This window comes from Pseudoalteromonas sp. SCSIO_11900, from assembly GCF_000576475.1.
Classification (GTDB): domain Bacteria; phylum Pseudomonadota; class Gammaproteobacteria; order Enterobacterales; family Alteromonadaceae; genus Pseudoalteromonas; species Pseudoalteromonas tetraodonis.
Genome location: NZ_KK070023.1, coordinates 1,900,804 through 1,925,646 on the forward strand (window position 1 = coordinate 1,900,804; position 24,843 = coordinate 1,925,646).

Annotated in this window: 23 protein-coding genes and 1 other RNA gene; 18 read left to right on the forward strand and 6 right to left on the reverse strand. The window is 36.2% G+C overall.

Going from position 1 to position 24,843, the window contains the following annotated elements; all coding sequences use genetic code 11:
- Window positions 1-9 precede the first annotated feature (9 nt).
- The 5 genes from BG00_RS08845 to BG00_RS08865 all read left to right on the forward strand — a co-directional run bounded on the left by BG00_RS08845 (window position 10) and on the right by BG00_RS08865 (window position 4,707).
- Window positions 10-888 (forward strand): DUF3014 domain-containing protein, encoded by an 879-nt coding sequence (locus BG00_RS08845; protein ID WP_036981968.1) that lies wholly within the window; start codon window positions 10-12, stop codon window positions 886-888.
- Window positions 889-1,027: 139 nt separating this feature from the next.
- An RNA gene (gene ffs / locus BG00_RS17365) (signal recognition particle sRNA small type) lies at window positions 1,028-1,124 on the forward strand.
- A 133-nt stretch (window positions 1,125-1,257) separates the two neighbouring features.
- Complete coding sequence (locus tag BG00_RS08855) at window positions 1,258-1,887, forward strand: TnsA endonuclease N-terminal domain-containing protein (protein ID WP_036981971.1); 630 nt, start codon at window positions 1,258-1,260, stop codon at window positions 1,885-1,887.
- Window positions 1,880-3,703, forward strand: a complete 1,824-nt coding sequence (locus BG00_RS08860) for a Mu transposase C-terminal domain-containing protein (protein WP_036981973.1) — start codon at window positions 1,880-1,882, stop codon at window positions 3,701-3,703. Before BG00_RS08855 ends, BG00_RS08860 begins: the two co-directional genes overlap by 8 nt.
- Window positions 3,704-3,705: 2 nt before the next feature.
- Window positions 3,706-4,707, forward strand: a complete 1,002-nt coding sequence (locus tag BG00_RS08865) for a TniB family NTP-binding protein (RefSeq protein WP_036981975.1) — start codon at window positions 3,706-3,708, stop codon at window positions 4,705-4,707.
- 11 nt (window positions 4,708-4,718) lie between these two features.
- On the opposite strand, the gene BG00_RS08870 is transcribed toward BG00_RS08865, so the two are convergent.
- On the reverse strand, window positions 4,719-5,546 hold the full coding sequence (locus BG00_RS08870; RefSeq protein WP_150111313.1) for an HNH endonuclease: 828 nt from the start codon (window positions 5,544-5,546) through the stop codon (window positions 4,719-4,721).
- 344 nt (window positions 5,547-5,890) lie between these two features.
- Window positions 5,891-7,693: an AAA family ATPase gene (locus tag BG00_RS08875; protein WP_036981979.1), complete on the reverse strand. Its 1,803-nt coding sequence runs from the start codon at window positions 7,691-7,693 to the stop codon at window positions 5,891-5,893.
- A gap of 183 nt (window positions 7,694-7,876) precedes the next feature.
- Here BG00_RS08875 and BG00_RS08880 point away from each other — a divergent pair, with 183 nt between their 5' ends.
- The 7 genes from BG00_RS08880 (at window position 7,877) to cas6f (ending at window position 17,202) form a co-directional block, all read left to right on the forward strand.
- A complete protein-coding gene (locus tag BG00_RS08880) occupies window positions 7,877-8,203 on the forward strand; it encodes a helix-turn-helix domain-containing protein (RefSeq protein ID WP_036981981.1) in 327 nt (108 codons plus the stop codon).
- Between the two features lie 36 nt (window positions 8,204-8,239).
- On the forward strand, window positions 8,240-9,379 hold the full coding sequence (locus BG00_RS18040) for an NACHT domain-containing protein (RefSeq protein WP_253861363.1): 1,140 nt from the start codon (window positions 8,240-8,242) through the stop codon (window positions 9,377-9,379).
- 83 nt (window positions 9,380-9,462) lie between these two features.
- Window positions 9,463-12,273: a hypothetical protein gene (locus BG00_RS08885; protein ID WP_253861364.1), complete on the forward strand. Its 2,811-nt coding sequence runs from the start codon at window positions 9,463-9,465 to the stop codon at window positions 12,271-12,273.
- Window positions 12,274-12,347: 74 nt separating this feature from the next.
- Window positions 12,348-13,523: a TniQ family protein gene (locus tag BG00_RS08890; protein ID WP_036981983.1), complete on the forward strand. Its 1,176-nt coding sequence runs from the start codon at window positions 12,348-12,350 to the stop codon at window positions 13,521-13,523.
- A gap of 3 nt (window positions 13,524-13,526) precedes the next feature.
- Window positions 13,527-15,578: a type I-F CRISPR-associated protein Csy2 gene (locus BG00_RS08895; RefSeq protein WP_036981985.1), complete on the forward strand. Its 2,052-nt coding sequence runs from the start codon at window positions 13,527-13,529 to the stop codon at window positions 15,576-15,578.
- Window positions 15,578-16,606: a type I-F CRISPR-associated protein Csy3 gene (gene csy3 / locus BG00_RS08900; RefSeq protein ID WP_036981987.1), complete on the forward strand. Its 1,029-nt coding sequence runs from the start codon at window positions 15,578-15,580 to the stop codon at window positions 16,604-16,606. Before BG00_RS08895 ends, csy3 begins: the two co-directional genes overlap by 1 nt.
- Window positions 16,603-17,202, forward strand: coding sequence for a type I-F CRISPR-associated endoribonuclease Cas6/Csy4 (cas6f, locus tag BG00_RS08905; RefSeq protein WP_036981989.1), 600 nt, complete (start codon window positions 16,603-16,605; stop codon window positions 17,200-17,202). The genes csy3 and cas6f overlap by 4 nt, the downstream gene beginning before the upstream one ends.
- A gap of 422 nt (window positions 17,203-17,624) precedes the next feature.
- On the opposite strand, the gene BG00_RS08910 is transcribed toward cas6f, so the two are convergent.
- From BG00_RS08910 to BG00_RS08925, 4 genes are all read right to left on the reverse strand, one after another.
- Window positions 17,625-18,074, reverse strand: coding sequence for an antitoxin Xre/MbcA/ParS toxin-binding domain-containing protein (locus BG00_RS08910; RefSeq protein ID WP_036981990.1), 450 nt, complete (start codon window positions 18,072-18,074; stop codon window positions 17,625-17,627).
- A 49-nt stretch (window positions 18,075-18,123) separates the two neighbouring features.
- On the reverse strand, window positions 18,124-18,531 hold the full coding sequence (locus BG00_RS08915) for a MerC family mercury resistance protein (protein ID WP_249929824.1): 408 nt from the start codon (window positions 18,529-18,531) through the stop codon (window positions 18,124-18,126).
- Between the two features lie 102 nt (window positions 18,532-18,633).
- A complete protein-coding gene (locus BG00_RS08920) occupies window positions 18,634-19,011 on the reverse strand; it encodes a MerR family transcriptional regulator (RefSeq protein WP_004588890.1) in 378 nt (125 codons plus the stop codon).
- 42 nt (window positions 19,012-19,053) lie between these two features.
- Window positions 19,054-19,443, reverse strand: coding sequence for a Cd(II)/Pb(II)-responsive transcriptional regulator (locus BG00_RS08925; RefSeq protein ID WP_004588889.1), 390 nt, complete (start codon window positions 19,441-19,443; stop codon window positions 19,054-19,056).
- Between the two features lie 77 nt (window positions 19,444-19,520).
- On the opposite strand from BG00_RS08925, the gene BG00_RS08930 reads away from it, so the two are divergent.
- The 6 genes from BG00_RS08930 to BG00_RS08955 all read left to right on the forward strand — a co-directional run bounded on the left by BG00_RS08930 (window position 19,521) and on the right by BG00_RS08955 (window position 24,839).
- Window positions 19,521-20,135, forward strand: a complete 615-nt coding sequence (locus BG00_RS08930; protein ID WP_004588888.1) for a cation efflux transmembrane domain-containing protein — start codon at window positions 19,521-19,523, stop codon at window positions 20,133-20,135.
- Between the two features lie 55 nt (window positions 20,136-20,190).
- Window positions 20,191-20,922 (forward strand): transglutaminase-like domain-containing protein, encoded by a 732-nt coding sequence (locus BG00_RS08935; protein ID WP_004588887.1) that lies wholly within the window; start codon window positions 20,191-20,193, stop codon window positions 20,920-20,922.
- The gene (locus tag BG00_RS08940) at window positions 20,909-21,811 is read left to right on the forward strand and encodes a cation diffusion facilitator family transporter (RefSeq protein ID WP_004588886.1); all 903 of its coding nucleotides are present in this window, start codon (window positions 20,909-20,911) and stop codon (window positions 21,809-21,811) included. Before BG00_RS08935 ends, BG00_RS08940 begins: the two co-directional genes overlap by 14 nt.
- A gap of 46 nt (window positions 21,812-21,857) precedes the next feature.
- Window positions 21,858-22,217, forward strand: coding sequence for a hypothetical protein (locus BG00_RS08945; RefSeq protein ID WP_235190303.1), 360 nt, complete (start codon window positions 21,858-21,860; stop codon window positions 22,215-22,217).
- 83 nt (window positions 22,218-22,300) lie between these two features.
- Entirely contained in the window at window positions 22,301-23,518 is a 1,218-nt protein-coding gene (locus tag BG00_RS08950) for a TolC family protein (protein WP_008468875.1), read from the forward strand.
- A gap of 64 nt (window positions 23,519-23,582) precedes the next feature.
- On the forward strand, window positions 23,583-24,839 hold the full coding sequence (locus BG00_RS08955) for an efflux RND transporter periplasmic adaptor subunit (protein ID WP_002962258.1): 1,257 nt from the start codon (window positions 23,583-23,585) through the stop codon (window positions 24,837-24,839).
- The last annotated feature ends 4 nt before the right edge of the window (window positions 24,840-24,843 follow it).

The following is a 24,843-nucleotide window of genomic DNA, read 5'->3' on the forward strand; positions in this document are numbered from 1 at the left end:
GGAGTTCGTATGTCAGATAAACCATCAGAATCAGATGTTCAAAAACGTCCACCGAATAACAACCTTATCTTCGCAGGGGTTATTTTATTAATCATTATTATTGCCGCCGCGTTTGTATTATTAAAACCAAGCGAAGCCCCAGAAACAGTTATGCAGGTTGAAGAACCCATAAAAGAGCAACCCGTTATGGAGCTAAAACCTGAAAACGATCCTGTGGTGGGGGCGCCATCGGTTAAGCCAGAAAAACCTGAAGAGTTTGCAGTGCCAGCACAGCGCCCAGACGTTGAGCCAGAGCCTGAGGTTGTACCTCTACCAACATTAAATGACAGTGATCCTGTCGTGGTTGCAAAATTAGATGAATACTTAGGCGATGCGGCAATGAGCCTAGTGTTAAACGATGATGTTATTCGTCGTGGTGTGGTGTTTATCGATAACTTAGCAAAAGGTAAGGTAGCTAAGAAACATACCCCAGTTGTAAAGTTAGAAGAAGGTTTTAGCGTAAACGAAGGCGATATTTTAACCATTGACCCTAATAGCTATGAACGCTACACCCCATATGTAAAAGTACTAACGAGTATGAGTGCCGCACAAGCTGTTCGTTTATATGAAGAATATAAACCGCTAATCAACAGTGCATACACTGAAATTGGCTATGGCGATGATGAGTTTACACAAACACTTGAAGATGCCATTGACTTGCTACTTGATACTCCAGAGCCAAAAGGCAGCTTACCTTTATTGCGTGACTCGGTTACTTATCAGTATGCGTTTTCTGAGTGGGAGCAATTACCCGCTGCACAAAAGCAACTTTTACGCATGGGCCCAGAGAACATGAAAAAAGTAAAAGCAGCGCTACGTAATATAAAAGCGCAGTTAGAGAGTAATTAATAACCGCTTTAACCACTAAACACTCTGCGATTGTATATGAAGTATGCAATCGCACTTTCTTTTTTGATTATCCCTTGAATAATAGAATAAAAGTAGCGATAATCTCAATCGCGCCAACCAAGGCCCTCAATGGTAGTCTTATTGGTCCTCTCGCAACACTAGCAGGCGAACCTGGTCAGGCCCGGAAGGGAGCAGCCACAGTTTGTGACGTGTGTGCCGAGATGTGGCTGGTAAGACTGCCACCCAAATTCCTCATTTGGGTGTTGTTTGAAGTATAAGTTGACATATTTGTACTAAAAGATGGCATAAATTGGAAGTATAAGGTGGCATAGTCTAGTATTTAACCAAATGGTTAGATGGTTGACTCACATGTACAGAAGAAAACTCAAACACTCCCGTGTAAAAAACCTCCATAAATTTGCTAGTCAAAAAAATAAATCTACCTGTTTAGTTGAATCCTCTTTAGAGTTTGATGCCTGTTTCCATTTTGAATTTTCACCATCAATAGCCGCATTTGAGGCACAACCACTAGGTTACGAATATGAGTTCGATAACCGTATTTGTCGTTACACACCTGACTTTTTACTTACCCACACAGACGGCACGCAAAAATTTATAGAAGTAAAACCGCAAAGCAAAATTGCTGACGAAGACTTTCGTGCACGTTTTATTGAAAAGCAAACCATAGCTAAGCAAGATGGACGCGACTTAATACTGGTTACTGATAAACAAATCCGTGTATACCCAACACTCAATAACTTAAAGCTTTTACATCGCTATTCTGGTTTTCAGTCTTTAACAGAGCTGCAAGCATCGGTGTTAGAACTTGTTAAGCAATACGGCTCTATTAAAGTGGGCCAGTTAGTTAACTTTTTAAAAGTAACTGCCGGTGAGCTACTTGCTACTGTGCTACGCTTATTATCACTAGGGCAGTTATTTGCCGACTTAACTACAAATGAAATATCAATAGAAACAGCAATTTGGTCTAACAATGTTTAATGACGGTTTGTTTGATGATGAGTTTAACCAGCCATTACCAAAAGTAGAAACCAAACTACCTCAAAATTACGCCAAAGATTTACAAGCCCTTCCTGAAAAAATTAAAAATACAACATTTGCTAAGCTTAAATATATTCAATGGCTTGAGGCTAATATTCAAGGTGGTTGGACACAAAAAAACCTTGAGCCTTTATTGAAAGTAATGCCTGAAGTTGAGGGAGAAAGGAAGCCCAGCTGGAGAACAGCAGCACGATGGTATAGCGCTTATACAAATGCAGATAAAAATATCATGGCGCTAATACCAAGCCATCAAAAAAAGGGTAACAGGGAGCGCGATACAGCCACCGATAAGTTTTTCGAAAAAGCACTTGAGCGTTACTTAGTAAAAGAAAAGCCATCAGTGGCTTCTGCTTATAAGTATTATGCAGATTTAGTTATTATTGAGAACGACAGTGTTGTGGGCAGTGTTTTAAAGCCTTTAACATACAAAGCGTTTAAAAACAGAATAGATAATTTACCACAATACGAAGTAATGATCGCTCGTTATGGTAAGCGCCTTGCTGATATTGCTTTTAATAAAGTAGAAGGGCATACACGGCCTACCCGAGTACTCGAAAAAGTTGAAATTGACCATACACCGCTTGATCTTATTTTATTAGATGATGAGCTACATATCCCGCTTGGTCGGCCAACACTCACCATGTTAGTCGATGTGTATAGCCATTGTATTGTTGGCTTCTACTTTAGCTTCAGCGAGCCTAGCTATGATGCAGTAAGGCGAGCAATGCTAAATGCAATGAAACCTAAAAGTGATGTGGCAAAACTATACCCAGATACGATAAATGAGTGGAAATGTGCTGGCAAAATTGAAACTCTCGTTGTTGATAATGGCGCTGAATTTTGGAGTAACAGCCTTGAACTAGCTTGTGAAGAAATAGGCATTAATACTCAATATAATCCTGTTGCAAAGCCGTGGTTAAAACCCTTTGTAGAGCGTATGTTCGGCACAATTAACACTGAATTATTAGACCCTGTTCCTGGTAAAACCTTTTCTAACATTTTACAAAAGCATGAATACAATCCCAAAAAAGATGCAATCATGCGCTTTACGACCTTTATGCAGCTATTTCATAAATGGGTAGTAGACGTTTACCATCAAGATGCCGACAGCCGCTTTAAGTACATACCAAGCCAATTATGGGATCAAGGTTTTAATACGTTACCACCAACAATGCTGAGTGATGCTGACCTTCAACAACTAGATGTTGTACTCAGTATTTCAAACCATCGGGTGCTTCGTAAAGGTGGAATAAGGCTAGAAAACTTAAGCTACGACAGTACTGAACTAGCAAACTATAGAAAACAGTTTAGCCACAAAGTATCTCAAGAAGTTTTAATTAAATTAAACCCCGATGATATTTCTTATATATACGTTTACCTCGATAAGCTAGAGCATTACATAAAAGTGCCATGCATAGACCCAAACGGTTACACCCAAAATTTAAGTTTGAATCAGCATAAAATAAATATACGTATTCATCGCGATTTTATTTCGGGCTCTATCGATAATGTAGGCTTAGCAAAAGCGCGTATGTTTATTCATCATAAAATTCAAAATGAGTTTGAAGAATTAAAAAATGCGCCAAAACACTCAAAAGTAAAAGGGGGTAAAGCATTAGCTAAGCATCAAAATGTAAATAGTGACTCACAAAAATCAATAGCTCAGAGCGAGCCAGTAGAACCCAAAAAGGTTACACCTAAAGAGCAACCAGCTGATAGTTGGGATGACTTTATCTCAGATTTAGATGGATTTTAACTATGCTGACCGATAAACAAAAAGAAAAGTTTAATGAATTTCGTGATGTCTTTATTGAATACCCAATAATAACCACTGTATTCAACGACTTCGACAGATTAAGGCTTGGTAAAGGGTTAACAGGTGAAAAGCCCTGCATGCTTTTAAATGGCGATACAGGCACAGGTAAAACAGCACTGATCAAGCAATATAAAGAACGCCATTTACCGCAATTTATTAATGGTGTGATGAATCATCCTGTATTAGTAAGCCGCATACCCAGCAACCCAACACTAGAATCTACTTTAGCCGAACTTCTTAAAGACTTAGGGCAAGTAGGCAGCACAGAGCGCAAACTGCGAGTAAACGGTACACGGTTAACGACATCATTAATAAAATGCCTAAAAACGTGTGGTACAGAGCTTATAATTATTGATGAGTTTCAAGAACTAATTGAGCACAACCAAGGTAAAAAGCGCCGCGAGATTGCTAATCGATTAAAATATATTAACGATGAAGCGGGTGTATCAATCGTATTGGTAGGTATGCCGTGGGCAGAAAAAATAGCAGACGAGCCTCAATGGTCATCGCGTTTATTAGTGAGGCGGCAGCTGCCTTATTTTAAGTTATCAGAAAATCCTAAGCATTTTGTACAGTTAATAATTGGCTTAGCCAACCGTATGCCATTTACCGAAAAACCAAATTTAAGTGAGCAAGCAACAGTATTTGCTTTGTTCTCACTATCAAAAGGTTGTTTTAGAACGCTTAAATACTTTTTAGATGATGCAGTACTCTACGCTTTAGTGGATAACGCGCAAACCCTCACAACCAAGCACTTAGTTAAAGCATTTGATGTACTTTTTCCTGATGTATCAAATCTATTTACCTTGCCCGTTGCAGAAATTACAGCAAGTGAAGTCGAGCGCTATTCATTATATAAACCTGAAAGCGCCCAAGATGAAGATCCGTTTATAGCGACTAAGTTTACTGACCGAATGCCTATTAGTCAGTTGTTGAGGAAGTAATATAAAATCAGTTAATCATCAGTTTTAAATTGGCTGCCAAATATGTGGTTCAAAGAGTCAACTTTGTATTTTTTGAGTCGGTATTTTATTGAAGGTTTTTTCAAATCAACACCTACTAGATGTTTAATTTTTTTATGTGGAACTTTACTAATATCAGTGGTTTTTTCTATTAAACCAACCTCTTTTAAAAACTCTTTCTTTTCGTGCATATCTATAAAATCACTTTTATAAGTTTGATCATAAAAAAGTGAAATATTAAATAGGCACATATTCATATGTAGGGCATTATCATTGGTATTAACACTTACTTCTACATTTTCAAGCTCAAACTCCTTACTGAAAACTTCTTTAAAAAAGAATAAACTTTCATCAGTTTTTACAGCATCATGGTATGGATTTGCAAAGCCAATCATTGAGTTAGCTTTCTTATAATCTTCATTACAGCGTTTACCTGATGGTACTAAGTTACTCAAGGTTGTGGCTAAAAAAGGGAATTTAGATTTGGGATAAAAATGGTCTAAGCTTGGCCTCGTTTTAGCTCCTTCAACAGCAATTGTTGGTATTTCTTCCTGATTACAATAAGGACAAACATCAATTCCAAGAAAATTTGTTATGTCGTATCCAAATTCTTTAGACATTAACTCATAATCAAAAATACTTGAAAAATCACTTACCCAAAAAGGGAATTTCATTTGTTCTGAAAGCTTAAATGTACCTTTTTTAAATTTATAAATGTCGAGTAACTTTTTTTTCTTTTGTGCAGTGGTTACTCTATGTTCTTCAGTGAAAAGGAACTTTATTAATTGAGTGGCCTGAAATTCTCTTAGAGTTAAAAGCAAGTTATTCTTAGTTTCATCAAAGAGTTCGTTTATTACATCAGTATTTTCTGGTTTTCTTAAATCAAGCTCATTTATATCAGACTTTGTGTAGTTAAGTTCAAAGTTTACAAAGAAATACTCTGGGCAATAAAACTCAGCTAGGCTGGGTACTTGTTTATAAATTTTATCAATAATTTGGCATAACTCTGAAGAGCCGCAGAAAGTTAATTCAATTAAACTCTCTTCTGAAAAAAGTGCTTCAATTTTATTTTTATGCTCTAAATCAACTGTTTTTAAATTTAGGCAATAGAGACTTTGATATAACTTTCTTCTTATAACGAGCTAGAAAATTATCATCAGTAATTTCATTTATTTTTATCATTTTCGTCCATAAAATATGCTTTCACTTTTTCATCAGGAATGAGATTTATAAGGTATTGACTATAGTTAGATAATTCCCCCTGCTTTAATTCTTGATAAAATCGTAGTATTTCGTTTCTTGATATTTCACCAAATGTAGAGTCTAAGTGCATACCGTCAAGGTACAAATCGTTAATCCTTGTACCAAATCCGTTCGATTTTTCTTGAAATATTTGATTGTTGTATTTAATAATTGAAATTATGTCATCAGGTAAAAAATCGCTAAGTATGATTGGGGAATGTGTAGTCAAAATAGTATTTACACTGATTTTTTTTATATTGTGCTTTAAAAATATAGGTTTTTCGAAATTATTAAGAATTTCGATAATATCAAGTACGATTTTTCTTTGCCATTCTGGATGAAGGTAGGCATCAACTTCATCAATGAGCAACTGGATATTTGAATATCCTTTAGAAATTAATTCCCTAACACCTGAAAAAATACGTGATTGTAGTTTTAGCCGAGCCTCCTCTCCAGAACTTAAACCATACCAGCCATATGTAAAATTATTTGCTGCGTACCTGTTTAATTCATTAAATTTTCTAGTCATATCAGTGATTAAATCAATATTATCAAGGTCAAAGTAAATAGTTTCGGTACCATGTAAAATGGGTACGCCATCATCTAACAATTTTTGAACTGTACTTTCTAAGAAATGACAAAAGCTTTCTGCTTCATAAACTATATTTTCTATATCATCACCCATATTCAAAAGAGAATGCTCGTCAATATGGTCTTTGATAGCTTGAGGAAGTTCTTTTATTGAAAGTGTGTTATCGAGAACGATTTTTACATAGAACCAAGCCCTTTCAGTTGGCTCTTTTATCCTTAGAGAAAAGCTTTTAATAACATCGTCAATACAACTATCTAAAATGTACCAAAAGGAATCATCAAGATAATGTTTATTTACTCTAAATTTATCTTTTTTTAAAAGTTTATTTAAAGCGCTTTTAAGTATTTTCGGGGTTATTTCCTTTTTGTCTGAAAGGTTATTTATTTTAAATACTCTTTCGGTGGTTTCGATATCTATAATTTCAGGCATTGTGTGTAATGCTTCTTCAACTATTGTGCGAAGCTCTTTACTTTCAAATAAAGTATTAACGTTTTCATTTGTTAAGCTGTCGATGGAGTTATTAAAATGCCTTCGACTTGATGGGTAGATAGTGAATCTAAATGCAAGAGGTGTATCTGCATCTTGTTTTTTATGATTGAAATATTCAGAATATTCTAACTCTCTTGATACTTCAGCCATTAATAGCTCTTTTTTTGTAACTCTTTTTTCAAGGAACTTATTTGAAGATAATTTTAGTACATTCTTTTTTCCTTTACTGTGTTCATTGAAAGCAAATTTATTTAAATCAAAAAGGTTGGTTATAAAAAGTAGGCTAGTACTGTTGTTTGGCTTGTACTCATTAATAGGGGCGCCATTTAGGAACATACCTGATAAAGAGTTGTTTTTTACATAATAGTTAGAGTCAACGTCATTCCAGAAAACAGCTGTACCAATACCAACGATTTCGTTAAAAGCTCCTTCAATAAACTCTAAAATTGATGTTTTACCTGCTCCATTTTTACCAATTATCAGTTTTATATTTTGTCCACGATAATATTCTTCTTTAAATCCACAATGCTGTTTTTTTACCTTAATGTGAGGTCTATCGAAATCGCATATGAAGTTCTGATTCAGATTCATGAAGAGATCTTTAATACCTTTATATTCATCAATGTATATACAAACAAGTTCCATATTAGAAGGCTACAATTTTTTATGATAGGCATAGATTGCTAGATCCCAAGCATTTTTTAAAGAAGAAAAGTGAAAAAGTTAGATTTAAGTGTAAACTCAGGAGAAACTAAAATATCCTTAGTACACTTATGGGTTAGATACTAAGAGAATCTTAGCAATATATAATTTATAGCTAAGGTTCACATGGAAACTCCAACACCTTCACGCCTAAAATCTGCAAGAAAAGCAGCTGGCCTTACTCAGCAACAGCTAGGTATGGCATTAGGAATGGAGCCAAATACGGCTAGTGCACGCATGAACCAATATGAAAAAGGCAAACATGCCCCTGATTTTTTAACCATGAAACGCATTGCTAAAGAGCTAGATGTGCCAGTAGCTTACTTTTATTGTGAAGAAGATGATTTAGCTGAACTAATTTGCGCATGGGGTAAAGCAGACCAGCATGATAAGGCGAAATTACTTAATAGTATGAAAACTTCCAAAATATCTTTAGGCTTAATTAAAGAGTAAATACCTTACTTTAATTTGTGAATATACAGAGAATCTATGACCTCAAATATTTATCTTCAGCGTACTCTTGAAAATGATGAGCAAATTTATGCTGAAGATGAACTCTTGAGTGTCTCTAAGTGCGTAATTATGTTAGCAGAACCAGGAGCAGGTAAGACTGAGTTTCTTAAAAGCTTAGCAAGTAAGGCTAATACTAACCCAGTCACTGCTAGCAAGTACTTGTATTCTAGTAAATTATTTAGGGATTTTCTTGTTATAGATGCCTTAGATGAACTATCCAAGATTGACAACTGTGGTATACACAAATTATTAGCTAAAGTCATAGAGTCAAAACCTGAAACTTTAATAATATCAAGTCGCTCAAGTGAATGGAGCAGTGACTCAACACAAGCAGTTATAGAGTATTTAGAATGTGATCCTTTGGTATTAAGGCTGAGGGAGTTTAATGAATTAGAACAAAGGAAGATTTTTGATCACCACTTGCCTGATGAAGATTTTGATAATTTTTATACAGAAGTATCACGCTTTAATTTAGATGTTTTGCTTCCGAACCCCCAGTTTTTGAAAATGTTTGCAGATGCCTACATTGAAAGTAATCGAAAATTTAAAAGTAAAAGCTCTATCTTTGAAAAAGCAGTTGAGCACTTAGCTAAAGAGCTTAACCCTTCGGCAAAAAGAAGAACTGGAATAGATTTCCCGTATAAGAAAAAAATAGAGCTCGCTTCAGAAGTATTTTCTAAAACTCTTTTATCAGGTGCTGAAGGAGTAAGTGTTAGTGATTTATCAGAGGAATACTTATACCCCAATATCAATGCACTAATAAGAGAGGGCTTAGATCTATCGAGCATTATAGATTCTCGCTTATTTAAACTTGCAGATGATGTTGATCAGCATCGAGCTGTTCACAAGATTATTGCTGAATATTGTGCCGCCCAGTATTTAGTAAAGCGAATACAGAGTAATCAAGATCCACTAACTTTAAGAGTTTGTAAAACAGTAATAGCTTCAAATAATATTGTTCGTGATGAATTGAGAGGAATGCTTGGTTGGATGGCTACTCTCGGCGGGTTAGCGCTACAACATGAAATTATAAAGCTTGATCCTTATGCTGTGCTAGCTAATGGAGACCCTCACAACTTGATCGCTCATCTAAAAGGTTGCTTTTATCACAGTTAACACAAATTGAAAAAAATGACCCGTATTTTAGAAGAGGTGATTTTTGGCGGCGATACAGTACAGTTGGTTTTTTTGATAAAAATATGGCTGAAGATATTAAGCCAATTTTAGAAAATAAAAGTGATGGGCATTTACGAGACTTAGTATTAACTATAATCAAAGAATCTCAGGTTATTGAGCACTTAACCCCCAATCTCATAAACATACTATTCGAACCTAATGAGAGATTAGATACTCGAAGGCTTGCTATGGAATGTTTGTTTTCGCTTGTTGATGATATTAAAATACTCGAAACATTAATATCTGAGTCTAGTAATACCTCTCTAAACATCGCAGCTAAAGGGATTGAATTCTTAGGTGCTAATTCTATTGATTTAGGCATACTAAAACGCTTCTTTCGAGCATGTTCAAATCTCTACCCTACTGAAAAAACCTCACTAGATGATAGACGGTTACAAGGCAATCGATATTTCATCAATAAATTGGTATGGACTTTAAGTGCTGAAAATACAGAACGATTATTAAATTTTTTAACCGATGAGTTAACTTGCAGTTGTGGTAAAGAGTACTATGAATGTTTTTGTAGAGACGGGATAAGCAAGCTTGTAGGTAAATTGCTCGATCATTACTTTGATATTACTAGCCTCCCTTATAACCCAGAACAGATATGGGGGTGGCTAAAAAACTTAAATTATCACAGGGACGAAAGTGAAAACTTCTGTAAGTCTGTAAAAGCAATTAGAGAAAATAAAGACTTAAGACAAGGACTTTTTAAAACCGTTTTTTCTGGTTTAACTGAACGTAAAAAAATCTACAATCTTAAACAAAGTAGGTTTGAACCACATTGCGGTGCGCATTCTGGATTATTTTTTTCCGCTGATGATATTGAATACTTAATCAATTTAGCATTTGAAGAAAACAATTTAGAACTGTGGTCAACCTTTATAACGAGGCATTATTACTTCCAGCACAACAAACTCCAGTTGAATAATCAGATACGCAGTATTATGCGTAAACAAGCTAATCAAAAGCCAGAATTTATGCGAGAGTGGGCAAAAGCAAATAATACAGATTACTCTATTGGATTACAGATACGAAAACGAAATTCGAAGTCTAATAGACTAGATAGAAAGGTCAAAAAATGTGAGAGCCAAAATCGTGCAGACAACATTAGCTTTATCCAGAGAAACCGCGCTTTAATCGAATCTGGAGGGCATTTCGGGTGGTTAGTTAATTTTTCAGAGTGTTTGTTATTTGAACCTGAAAATATACAAAAAGAGTTTGGTGATGAAGAACTAATGAGAACTTCATTAAAAAACTGTACTAGCCTGATTGCTCCCGATGTACCTAACCTACAGAAACTTGCGGAGTTGAGGAGTCAATCGCAGAGGTTACATGTTGAAACAGTTTTGTATGCTTTGTGTTTAGAAACAATACGTATGGAGGGAACTCTAGACAATATTAGTAAGCAAATACTTTCTGCTGTGAAAACTAGATGTAATATTTATTATGACGCAGTAACTGAAGATGAACGTGATCTTCTTAAGTGTGAAATTGATCGTTTGTTATTTCCTGATGTAACTTCCAAAGAAAATTACTTAAAAGAGTATGTTGAGCTTCAATTAGACAAGTTTAAATGCGAACACCCCGAAGTAGAAGTACTAAGAGACGATGAAATATTTAGTGATTTTAAAGCCAATTTACCCTTAGAGTGGTTAAACAAGTATTCTGGCCTGAGCTATTATGCGTTGGATATTTTATTTGATTTAGCCGTTCATTATGGTGATAAAGAACAGCTTAAAGATTTGATCTTAATTCGTTGCGATGAATGGCTGGGTCGAATTGAATCACCTCATATAGATAAGCCTGAAGAGAAAATCATACAATTCTGGTTTTTAAGGGCTTTTTATTTTTTGAATTTATGCGATTCCCAAAAGTTTTTTTATTTCCTTACTCAGAAGAAAAGCTCAATATTTTTTTTCGAGGGAATATCAAGTAGTTTAAACTCAGGAAGTCGCGATATTTTGCCAAGTTTAACTAGTGATAAAATATATCTATTATTAGATCGCTTTATTGAAGATTGGCCACAAGTTAATTTGCCTTCCTCATATGGCACTTCTAGTCCTGACGGAGAAAGAGCATATCGATTTCTGGTTGATATATCTAGACAAATTGAATTGGACGCTTCTGAGAGAACAATTCATATTATTGAACAGTTAATTGAGGACTCTCGTTTTCAGGTTATGCGCCAAAATCTTAAAAGTATGAGAGCAAATCAAATTCGTGCTTTAGCTTTGAGAAACTTTATTCCTCCAAATATTTCAAAGGTTATAGACCTTTTGGATAATTGTGAGATTGTTACAGTTGAAGGACTTAGAGATAGAGTCTTGTATGAGCTAGATAAATATCAAAAAGATATTAAGGGTGGGGAGTTTAACCCAGGAAATCGTTTTTATTCACAAGGCGGAGTTCGTCTTGACGAAGTAAGCTCAGTAGAAATTATTGCAGAGTATTTGAAGCCTCGCTTAGAAGCAGACAGCATAGTTATCAATGCAGAGCATCAAACAAAAGATAAAAATAGAATTGATATTACTGCTTCCAAAGTAATGGATGGTATTCGAAGATTACTTGTGATTGAAGCTAAAGGACAGTGGCATACAGAACTGTTTTCAGCAGCAGGAAACCAACTGGCTGAAAGGTATTCAATTCATCCTGACGCTGAAGGACAAGGTATTTATCTTGTTATTTGGTTTGGGGCTGAAGAAAAGGTAGCGAATAGAAAGCAGCATGGCTTGAAAAGCGCAGATGAACTTAAAGTAAAATTAGAAAATGACTTACCTAAAAATCTTGTAGGGCTGATTGATATATTTGTTTTAGATGTTTCAAAAGATTAATTTCTCTTTAAGCTTGACCTAAGTATTACTTTTAATCTAAACCTAAACTAAGATTTTCTTAGTTTAGGTTGGCGATGCATTTTTTAGTTCAAACAAAACCTTATCCTGATGAGGCGCTTGAAAGCTATTTACTCAGGCTTGCAAGGGATAACTCATACGATGGTTATAGTGAGCTTGCTGATATTTTATGGCAATGGCTTGTAGAGCAAGATCATGAGCTTGAAGGTGCTTTGCCGTTAGAGCTGAGTAAGGTTGATGTTTATCATGCTAGGCAAGCGAGCAGCTTTAGAATAAGGGCGCTAAAATTGGTTGCTCAATTAGCAGATGTTAACGCTGGTGATATACTATCTCTTGCATTGCGGCGCAGTAATTTTAAATTTGGCAATTTAGCAGCAGTAAGCCGAAATGAACTGACTATTCCCCTTGAGCTACTTCGCACTGATAGTATACCTGTTTGCATTAAATGCTTGTCTGAATCTTCATGTATTCCTTTTTATTGGCATTTAAAGCCCTATAAAGCGTGCCATAAGCATAAAGCACAATTAACTACACGTTGTAAAGAGTGCCATAACTTAATTGATTACAGAGCTTCTGAGGCGTTTTTAGAGTGTGGTTGTGGTTATAAACTAACCAATAGTGAAAAATTAAATGATGCAGACTTTAAAATTGCAATTGCTCTTGCAGGTAATAACAGCCAAAAAATAGTTGGGTTAATATCTTGGTTTGCGAAGGTTAAGCAACTTGATGTAAACGATGCTGACTTTAATCTAGCTTTTGTTAATTACTTTAGTACTTGGCCTGAAGGCCTTACCGCTGAATTAAACTTACTCACAAACAATGCGCGGCTTAAGCAACTTAATCCTTTTAATAAAACTAAGTTCAACTCTGTGTATGGTGATTTGATCTGTGATGGTCAAATAGCTGCAACAAGTAGCCTTAAAAACAAAGTACTTGATGAGATTATTAATTATTTTGTCGAATTAGTTGATAGTAACCCTAAAGCTAAACATCCAAATATTGCAGATGTACTGCTTTGTACTTTTGATGCCGCAGTATTATTAAACACCACCACAGAGCAAGTTTACAGGCTTCATCAAGAAGGCTTTTTAAACTGCGCTTATCTACAAAAAAAGCACGAACAGCTCAGAGCTGATAGCCATGTTTTTTATTTACGCCAAGTAATTGAACTACAGCAAGCATTCGCAGCTGAAAAGCCTCAAACAAAAAAACAATTTATAGCGCCGTGGTAACTTATGAACTTACAAAATGCACTCGTAATTGAATCGCTAAAAGAAAAAACCACAACACTTAGAAAGTTGTTTGCTCCATATACGGCTCATGTTGCGGTAGATGGCTTTGAAGAACAAGCGCTGACTGTGCTCATTAACCTAGTTTATAAGCGAAGTGAAATTGATGATTTAACAAGTACAAGAACCGCTAAAAGCGTATTACGCGATGAAGTGTTACTGAGTAGGTGTATTAACGAAGTTAAATGGTTTCATACTCATAATTTAAAATACCCCGATATACGAGTAAGTCATCAACGTTTAATTAGTGAAGTTGTAAGTGAAGATATTACGGGTATTTGTAGCCGGTCATTATCTTTAAGTTTTGGCTGGTCGCACAACAGTGCTGAAATTAATCATGCAAAGTTATTTTTAACCTCATTTAGTTGGCAGGGCGAAGTGACTTGTTTAGCAAAGTTATTAATAACTGAAGAGCCTGTTTGGATTAATTTAATAAGAGCATACGGGTTTACTAAAAAGACGGTTTTAGACATCGCGGGTAAAATAAAACAGCAGTTGCCAGTTGCAGAGCTCCCATTAGAAGTAAGCCCTTTTTCACCACAATTACAAATGCCATTTCAGCAAAGCTACCTTGCGGTTACGCCTGTAGTAAGCCACGCAATGCTAGCTAAAATTCAGCAATTAACAACAGAGCGTAAGTTAAACTTTGCTTTAGTTGAGCACTCAAGACCAGCCAATGTTGGCGATTTAGCAAGCTCAGTAGGTGGTAATATAAGAGTGCTTCGTTACTTCCCTAAAACATATTCAAAGGCTATTAACCGCTCTAAAGTAGCTAATTATGATATTGAGAAAGCATTTAAAATTCGTGCGCTATTAAGTAGTCAATTTCAACAGGCGCTTTTGGTATTGGTTGGTATTAAACAGTTTAATACGTTAAGGCAAAAGCGATTAGCGCGAGTTGCGGCTATTAGGCAAGTACGTGTTAGCTTGCAGTTGTGGCTTGATAACATTCTGGAAGCTAAAAATAACGCTCAAGAGCAAGCTTACCCTGAGTGTGCAAAGCATTACTTAGATCAGAGTATTACCAACTGTATTAGCCAATTTAGTAACGTACTAAATGAGAGCCTTAGTAATTTAAGTAAGCTCAAACGCTTTGCGTATCACCCTAATTTAATGGGGCTGTTTAAAACGCAGTTAAACTATGTGTTTACTCACTGTGCAGCTGAAGAAGAAACATTAAATGATGAGCAAATAGTGTATGTACATTGCCAAGATATGCGAGTGTTTGATGCCGAGACAATGGCTAACCCGTATATCCAAGGTATGCCATCACTTACAGCCTTAAATGGGCTTGTTCATAACTTTGAGCGTAAGCTAAAAAACTTTATAGACCCTTCAATTAAGAGTATTGGCAGTGCTATTTACATTGAAAACTATCAATTACATACAGGTAAACCATTACCTGAGCCAAGCAAGTTAAAACAAGTTGCTGGCCGAAGCCATGTAATAAGTTCTGGTATTATCGATAAGCCTAAATGTGACATAACACTCGATTTAGTATTTAGGCTTTTTGTACCAAATAAAGAGGTGCTTAATAAATTAAACAGTCAGCTTATAAAGCCCGCACTACCATCTATGTTTGCGGGCGGGACTATGCATCCACCTTCGTTATACCAAAATATAGACTGGTGTCATGTGTATAGTAAACCGAGTGAGCTGTTTAAAAACCTTAAGGCAAAATCGTTAAATGGCAGTTGGTTATACCCTTCAAAAAAAGTAGTCAAAAGTTTTGAACAATTGATTGATGCCCTTAACGGTAACTTTAATTTAATACCCGCTGCAATTGGCTTTGCTGCGCTTGAAGAACCCGTAAAGCGAGATGCAGCATTACATGAATACCATTGTTATGCTGAGCCCGTAATTGGGCTTTTAGAGTGTGTTAGCAATACATCAGTTAAGTACGCAGGCGCTAAGCAGTTCTTTCATGACGCATTTTGGGTTATGGATGTTCAAAAAGAGTCTATGCTTATGAAAAAGTCTAAGTTTGAGTATGAATAATGCAATTATCTCGGCACTTAAGTTACACGCGTTCGCTCTCACCCAGTAAAGCGGTGTTTTTTTATAAAACACCGGAGTCTGATTTTGAACCGCTACAAATAGAGCAAAATAAATTAGTTGGGCAAAAGTCAGGGTTTGGCGATGCTTATCAAAAGCAAAATGTGGCTAAAAATTTAGCGCCACAAGATCTCGCGTTTGGAAACCCTCAAACAATTGATGTGTGCTACGTGCCTCCAACAGTAAATGAGCTATTTTGCCGTTTTTCACTCAGGGTTGAGGCTAATAGCAATGAGCCACATGTTTGTGATGACCCTAAAGTTATTTATTGGTTAAAACGGTTTTTTGAAACCTATAAAAAGAACAATGGCCTTAATGAAGTTGCTACCCGTTACGCTAAAAATATACTGATGGGCAATTGGCTTTGGCGCAACCGTCAATCACCAAATATAGATATTGAAATCCTTACTGAGCACGCAGCTCCAATTATTGTTGAAGGTGTACAAAAACTAAAATGGCAAGGCAATTGGCAAAATAATCAAACAGCATTATTAACGTTGTCAGAAGCTATTCAAGAAGGGCTTAGCAATCCTCAAAATTATTGTTATTTAGATATAACCGCAAAAATTAAAAATGCATTTAGCCAAGAGGTTCACCCTAGTCAAAAGTTTGTAGATAATGTTGCACAAGGCATGTCATCTAAACAACTTGCATACACACAAGTGGGCGATAAAAAAGCAGCAAGTTTAAACTCACAAAAAGTAGGAGCTGCTATCCAAACTATCGATGATTGGTACGAGGGAGGCTACAAACTTTTGCGCACTCATGAGTATGGCGCAGATAAGCAAATATTAGTTGCACACAGAACACCTAAGACCCATTCAGACTTTTATTCATTACTCCCGCGCATTGCTTTGCATATTAAACACATGGAAAAGTATGGTTTAGAGCAAAGTGAAAAATCAAACGCGGTTCATTTTATTGCGGCAGTGTTGATCAAAGGTGGCTTGTTCCAAAGGAGTAAAGGTTGAAACGCTATTATTTTACTATTACTTATTTACCTAAAAATTGTGATGTAAGCCTTCTTGCAGGGCGTTGTATTGGCATTTTGCATGGGTTTATGAGTTCACGCGGAATAAGTAATATTGGTGTGTGCTTTCCTAAATGGAATGAGCAAACGATAGGTAATCAAATAGCGTTTGTATCGATAGATAAAAAGCAATTAATCCATCTGTCTCAGCAAAGCTATTTTGAGATGATGGCTTATGACAAGTTATTTGGCTTATCAAAAATACTCGAAGTACCAGCAAACCAAAGCGAAGTCATGTTTGTTCGCAACCAATCAGTAGCCAAAGCATTTGTAGGTGAAAAGCAAAGACGGTTAAAGCGCGCTAAAAAACGAGCTGAAGCCAGAGGCGAGGTTTACAATCCTGAATATAAATTTGAGGCAAAGGACATAGGCCACTTTCATTCAATACCCGTATCAAGCAAAGGCAGTGGCCAAAGTTATGTTCTGCATATACAAAAAATTGAAAAAGCTGAACCCATAAATAATCATTTTAACAATTATGGCTTTGCTACAAATCAAACATTTCAAGGCACGGTTGCTTCTTTAAAGGCCCTTTAAAAGTAGTTATAAAATATTCATAGTTTTTTCAATAGCTTAAACTTATAGGTAAAAGTAAGTGTAGATCATATAAAAATCACTTAACAGTTTGGTATTTAAGGTAATACGTACTATTATTTATAGTGAACTGCCGAGTAGGCAGCTGGAAATTTTTGAATGTGGTCTGGTCGTTCATTACGATGGTGAACTGCCGAGTAGGCAGCTGGAAATGTCATTAGGGGGTTATCTAGGGTTAGGCTTTTGTGAACTGCCGAGTAGGCAGCTGGAAATTCTAAGTTAACTAATGCTTCTTTACGCAAATCGTGAACTGCCGAGTAGGCAGCTGAAGTTAGGCCGGGAAGTAAACAACCACAAATTGTAACTTTTAACTGCCGAAAAGGCAGAGGGTAAATAAAAAGACCTCAGCAAACGCTGGGGTCTTTTTAAGCGTTATAACCGTGTTTAAGGCTATTAACAACGTTCCTAATTAACCTTCTACCCGCAATTGTATTTACAAATGTTAAAGGTGTTTTAGAGCTAAATTGTAAGGAGTACGTATTTAGCCATTTATTCCATCGTTCAATATTTTCAAAGTAATCAATACAAGCTGATGCTAGATGAGCTAACTCAAAGGTATTTTCACTCAAAGTTGCATTTAAGCGTGTGTACTCTTTTTTATGACGTTTCAAAGTTCTAATATTTGTACCAATTGCTTTAGCAAAGGATTGAATATCCCAACCTAACTGAAGCCTAAACTTCTCAACACTCTTTATATCTAAACCACGCTGAATTAATTCAATTTCATCTAAAGGGTTTGAGCTTAAATTAACTTTTCCATTGCTGAGTATATCTACAAATTTATGATTAGTGCTAGGTTGCATATCACTAGGCATACATACCTCAAAGTCAGGAAAGTTATATTTAATAATAGCACTTCTACTATTAAGCTGATAGTCGGGTTAGAGCGAAAAGCAGACATTGACCGTTAATCGTTTCAACGACGGCAATTAGCCATACGTTGCATGTTTGCTCCCTTACTGGTTTTACGATATCCAAAACCGACATAACGACCATTAAGCAAATACCAAAGTAAAATAGGTATGTGCTCCAATCATATAGCCAAAGAGGATAAAGCGTTAATAGCACTGCTACAGGCCCTAGAATGCTGAAGACAGCTCTGGTATGGTTTTTATTTTTGTGCCAGTTGTATAAGTTTACCAATAGTTCCAAAGATGCAAAAATAGGTAAAAGCGTATTTACAGCTATTCCTTCGAAGTGAGAGAAGAAGCCTAGTCCTAATGCCGATGCAAGTGACCTTAATGCAGGGAGGCAGGCCGTGCCGCTAGCCAAACGCCACTAGAGCCTACTCTGTCTAATATTTTATTTATCATTTGAAAGTCTATTGGTTGATATTACCATCATTCTAAACTCCGTATACAAGTACGGAGTCAATCATTTTAATGAGTCAATTATGGGGCAATGTGTTGGATCTTCGTTTTGCATACAGGTATTTGTCATACCCACAATTACTTTCTCTAAACGTTGAAGGTCATTAATTTTGTCTCGAATGATTGCTAACTTTTGTCGGTTTAATAGCTCAACTTGAGCGCAGTTGCTGTCCATAGACATTAGCGATTTTATTTCTCTTAACGTAAAGCCGAGCGCTTTGGCTTTTGTGATAAACCTAAGTTGTCCTGCTATTGATTCGTCATATTGTCTATAACCAGATATTGGTTTTTCAGGTTGTGTAATCAGTCCTTCTCGTTCATAAAAACGAATGGTTTCTACATTTAAATTTAATGATTGTGCTAATTTGCCAATGGTTTTCATTATTGCCTTTGTGAATACTACTAATCTAAAGTTATATTTAGTTCAACTATCTAATGACTTGATAATGCCACAGACTTCAATTGTACCGTCAGACCCGCAAGAGCTTGCCATTAGTTTTAACTCTTTTTTGAGTGCATTCAATTCCTTCATTCGTTGATTAACTAAAGTTAGTTGCCGATCAATTAATGCATTTACACTAGAGCAACTCTCCTCTGGCTTGTTTTTTAATTCAATGAGTCGCTTAATATCATTAAGCGGAATATCTAAACTTCGACAATGCTTTACGAACTCTAGCTCTTTAAATGCCTTATTAGAATACAACCTGAAATTCCCTTCAGTGCGATCAGGATCTGACAGCAAGCCCTCCTTTTCATAATATCGGATGGTTTGTACTGAATACCCCGATGTTTTCGATAACTCACCAATTTTCATAAAATTTCCAAATAAACTTGACCCTATAGTCACTATAGGATTTATAGTTAGAGCATACAAGTTAATCGGAGATGAAAATGAGCGATTGTGGGTGTGAAGTTGAGCTAAAAGATAACCAGCAAAAAACGGTGCTTTATTGGCTTCTGGCTATCAATGCCTCGATGTTTGTTTTTGAAATTGGCTTTGGTTGGTTATCAGAATCAACGGCTTTAATTGCAGATTCGTTAGACATGCTAGCGGATGCAATCGTCTATGCAATTGCACTATACGCGGTGGGAAAGTCAATCCAACATAAGGCTAATGCTGCTTTAGTGAGTGGCTATTTCCAACTGGGGTTAGGCGTGCTAATTCTAATGGATATTGCTAGAAGGCTGTATGGTGAAAGTGAGCCTCACTCTTGGTTTATGATTGGCGTAGGCATGGTTGCTTTAGTTGCAAATGTGATTTGTCTCATCCTTATTCGAAAGCACAACAACGATGAAGTACATATGAGAGCTAGCTGGATATTTTCAGCGAATGATGTAATTGCAAATCTTGGTGTCGTTATCGCAGGCATACTCGTTATGGTGCTGAAACAGCGTTGGCCTGATATCGTCATTGGTAGCATCATTTCAATGTTAATTCTTCGAGGCGCTTACCGAATACTAAGCGATGCTAAACAAGAATTAGCTGTTGCTGAGAAAACACGTTAAACACCAAATGAAGATAAACAATCAACCTTTGGTTGTTCAAAGTAAGGAAACATCAATGAATAGCAAATATCTAGAAAAAACCAAGATAGTAAATTTTGAACACTCTACAATTCAATCATTAATTTCTGAGCGTAATTGGCAAGAACTCGATGACTTCAACAAAATTGGTGCAGCCTACCAATTTGTTAAAGATGAAATATTATTTGGTTACAATGAGAGTGATGATATTTCAGCAAGCAGTGTTTTAGCCGATGGTTACGGACAATGCAATACCAAGGGTAACTTGCTGATGGCTTTGTTACGAGGATTAGGTATTCAATGTCGTTTTCACGGCTTTACTATTGAGCAGCGATTACAAAAAGGAGCTATTCCAACTTATGTATTTTGGTTAGCACCTAAATATATCATTCATAGTTGGATTGAAGTTTATTTCAAGGATCGTTGGATAAACTTAGAAGGCTTTATATTAGATGAACAATATTTAAGTTCACTACAGCACAAATTTAGTCAAATAAAAAACGAATTTTGTGGTTATGGTGTTGCAACAAAGTGTTTCTCTTCGCCAGATACAGATTGGCGTGGTCAAGATACCTATATACAAAAAGAAGGTATTCATGATGATTTTGGTGTTTATAATTCCCCTGATGAGTTTTATCTCGAAAAAGGAACTAACTTATCAGGAATCAAACGTTGGATGTATCAACGAGTGATCCGTCACTTTATCAATTTTAACGTAGTCAATGTAAGAAATTTAAAAGTTCTTGAGGTGGAAAATGCACAATCATAGCCATAGCCATTCGCATGGAAAAGACGACCGTATAGGTTGGACATTTTTCCTTAATGTTTCATTTACTATTATCGAATTTATTGGTGGTTGGCTAACCAACAGTACCGCTATTATGGCTGATGCTGTACATGACCTGGGTGACAGTTTATCTATAGGATTCGCTTGGATACTGAGTCGTTTCTCGGATAAAGAAGCATCCGATAGATTTAGCTATGGCTATCGTCGTCTTACCCTGTTTGGCGCATTAATTAACAGTATTGTATTAGTTATTGGTTCTGTCTGGGTGCTATTTGAAGCAATACCAAGATTATCTAATCCTGAAATGCCAATGGCTGAAGGAATGTTGGGTCTTGCATTACTTGGGGTTGCTGTTAATGGGTATGCAGTATTTAAACTAAAAGCGGGTAAAACGCTGAACGAAAAAGTACTTACGTGGCATTTGCTTGAAGACGTACTTGGCTGGGTTGCAGTCCTAATTGTTTCTATCGTGCTGCTTTTTGTAGATCTACCAATATTAGATCCTTTGCTTTCTATAGGCTTTACACTGTTTATATTGTTTAACGTTTTGAAAAACCTGAAAACAACATTGGCACTATTTCTTCAAGCTACACCTGATGAAGAAGTGCAGAATAATATTGAAAAAGCGATAAAGGCTATACCTGAAATTAATGGGATTCATCATATGCACTTTTGGTCATTAGACGGGGAAAGTCACGTATTAACTGCTCACCTAGAGTTAGCCCATAACTTTGAGGTTGATAAATTAATTAGGCTAAAACAACAAGTGGCTAAGGAACTTTCTTCTTATAATTTATCTCATACAACCATTGAGTTTGAGTTTCCTCAAGAAACTTGCCGTGACGAGCATGAAAAACATGCGCATGGCTAGTTTAGAAAACCTTTTTTTGATATTATAATTTTTCATATTTAAGTAGGTGTTTATTTTGAAATTCAATGTTGCGTTAAAAATACTATTAGTCGTTTCGATTGTTTTGCAATCGTTAACTGCTGTTGTATCCGCAACACCTGAGAATCACCAAATAGATATAGAGCACCTTCAAATTCAACATGATCATGCAGATGATCGAAATGTCTCAAATGATAATGTAGGTGATGAGCAGCATAATGAAAAAGATTGTCATCACTGCGGACATTGCAGTGGCAGCCACTTATCTTGGATTTTAGTCAGTAATTCAAATACCACGGGCAAACTAAACATTATCAATAAAACGCCTTATCAAATTGATCAAACAAGTACCTTTCTTGAAGCGATACTTCGTCCGCCCATTTCTTAATTAGATTAATTTTTAATGACCTATTTATCCTTTAATAATGGATAAAGGTTTCGTGTTTATTAATTTTAAAATTAAGAATTTTTATGTATATATATTTAAAAAATGCAGGTTTAGTCCTGTCTTTATGTATGGCTGTGAGTTTTTCAGTTGCCACTTATGCCAAACAGAAAAGTATTTCATGGCTAGATAGTCAAATAAATAAAGATCCCGAAGTTGTTGCGGCTAAAGAGTTACTTAATGCAAGTAATCATAGAGCCAAGAGCTTAACTAAAGCCGTATATAACCCAGAGCTTGAAGCAAGCTATGAAAAAGAGGGTGATTTTGATAATTATTCTATTGGTATCAGTCAAACGATTGATTTTTGGGATAAGCAATCAGCAAATAAAAGCATTGGTGAAATTGGTGTTTATGCAAACCAGCAACAATTGTTATCTCTACTCGATTCTAAAAAGGCTAACGCTTTAACTGCAATAGTTAATTGGCAAGCAGCAAAAAAGGTGGCTCAGTTACTTTCAGTAAGAGAAAATCAATTACAAACGCTCGTTGGAATTATTGAAGATAAGCGAAAAGCAGGACTTTTAGAGCCACTTGACGCTGAACTGGTTTATTTAAACTTGTCCCAAGTTTTCAGTGAAATATCTGAGTCGCAAATTGCTTTGAAAAATGCAGAGGTAAATGTTCAGGAGTTATTGCCTGATTGGACGCCTAATACTACCAATTTGTTTTCATTTACTTTTGGAGCAACAAACTATTCATTTAACTCTCAGTGGGTTGAGGAACATCCAAAAGTTAAACTCGCTAGAGCGCAATGGAAGATAAAACAATCTAAAGCTCAACTAACCACTATGGAATCTAAAGCCAATCCAACCATTGGAGTTAACGCAGGGAAAAGTGGAGATGAAGACTTGATTGGCGTGACTTTCTCAATGCCTTTAAATATCAGAAATAACTATTCAGATACTGTTAAAGCCGCTTATTCAGAAGCAATTGCAGCAGAGGCTAACTTTCGGTCGGTTTATCGAAAGCAGTCATTTGAAGCAAAAGCTAATTATGAATCGCTTATTGTCAGTAAAAAATATTATGAGCAATGGCAAAAACTGACAAAAGGCAGATTAGATAGCAGCGAAAACTTATTAAATAAGCGCTGGGAAGCTGGTGACATTAATACTTCTGACTACTTACTTGCATTAAATCAACGTGCGGAAGGGCTTCATGCAGGAATACGTTTGGAAAATCAATTCAAGCTTGCAGAAATATCCTTCATTTTAAGTATGGGTCAGTTATCCAAATTTGAGATTTGAGCGCTTTGTTTTTTCAGTAGCGAAAAACGAAATCTTAAATTTATTAAAAATATAGGTTACAAAAATGAATACAGTAATTAGTAAAAAATTTTTAGCCGTAGTAATTAGCTGCCTGTTAGTTGGGTTTACTACAAATCATGATGCTTTTGCACAGTCGTCAGATGGAACTGGTTCTGTCACAAACGTTTCGAAACAAGAAGAAAAAGAACATCAAGATGAGCATGAACACGAAAAGGGACATGAAGAAGATAAAGGTGACCATGACGAGCACGGCCATGAAGGTGGTAATAAAGAGGGAGAAGAAGGACATGAAGAAGGTATCACTATTGATCCAAAGAAGATGTCGCTTGCTAACATTAAAGTGGAAAGTGTTAAGCCTGAATATCAATTTAGCTCCGTATATGCACCTGGCGAAATAAAAGCTAATGGCTATAAAAGTTATGTGGTATCACCACGTACAGAGTCAGTCATTATCAGTCGCCATGCAGCGCTTGGCGAGTATGTAGAAATAGGTCAGAAGTTAGTTACATTATTTAGTGAAGCAATGGCACAAGCACAAGCTGACTATTTAATCGCTTCAACCGAATGGCAACGTGTAAAAAAGCTGGGTAATAAGACGGTGAGTGAAAGTCGATTATTACAAGCTGAAACAACATACAATGCGAGCTATGGCAAGCTCATTGCTTTAGGGTTAACTGAAAAAGCAATAAATGGTATTTCTAACAAAGACATTAAAGCATTTGGACAATATGCATTAACGGCGCACCGTGAAGGTGTCGTGCTTCAAGACGACTTTATCCAAGGGCAACGTGTTGATGCTGGGGATTCAGTCATGTTGTTAGCTGATGAAAAACAACTATGGGTTGAAGCAAAAGTTTCTCCAAATAAAAAGCTAAATTTATCAATTGATTCTCCTGCGGTACTTAAATTAGAAGGCCAGAGTTACAATGCCAAAGTTATCCAAGAAGCCCATACAATTGATCCCGTAACTCGTACAAGAATTATTAGATTGGGGGTACAGAATGCTGATGATAACCTTCATTCAGGTATGTTTGTAAAAGTTTACTTTCAGTTTGCCACAAAGCAGAAAGTGATGGCTGTGCCAGAAGAAGCATTGATCCGCAGCGCAGATGGTGATTGGACCGTATTTGTCGAAGACCACCCTGGAGAATTTAAAGCTGTAGAAGTAGAACTAGGCCGAGCCTTAGGTGATTTTAGGGAAATCATTGGCCTTGATAGTGGGACGCGAATTGTAACCAAAGGCGCATTTTTTGTTGCTTCTGAAATCGCTAAAGGCGGATTTGATCCGCATAACCACTAAGGAG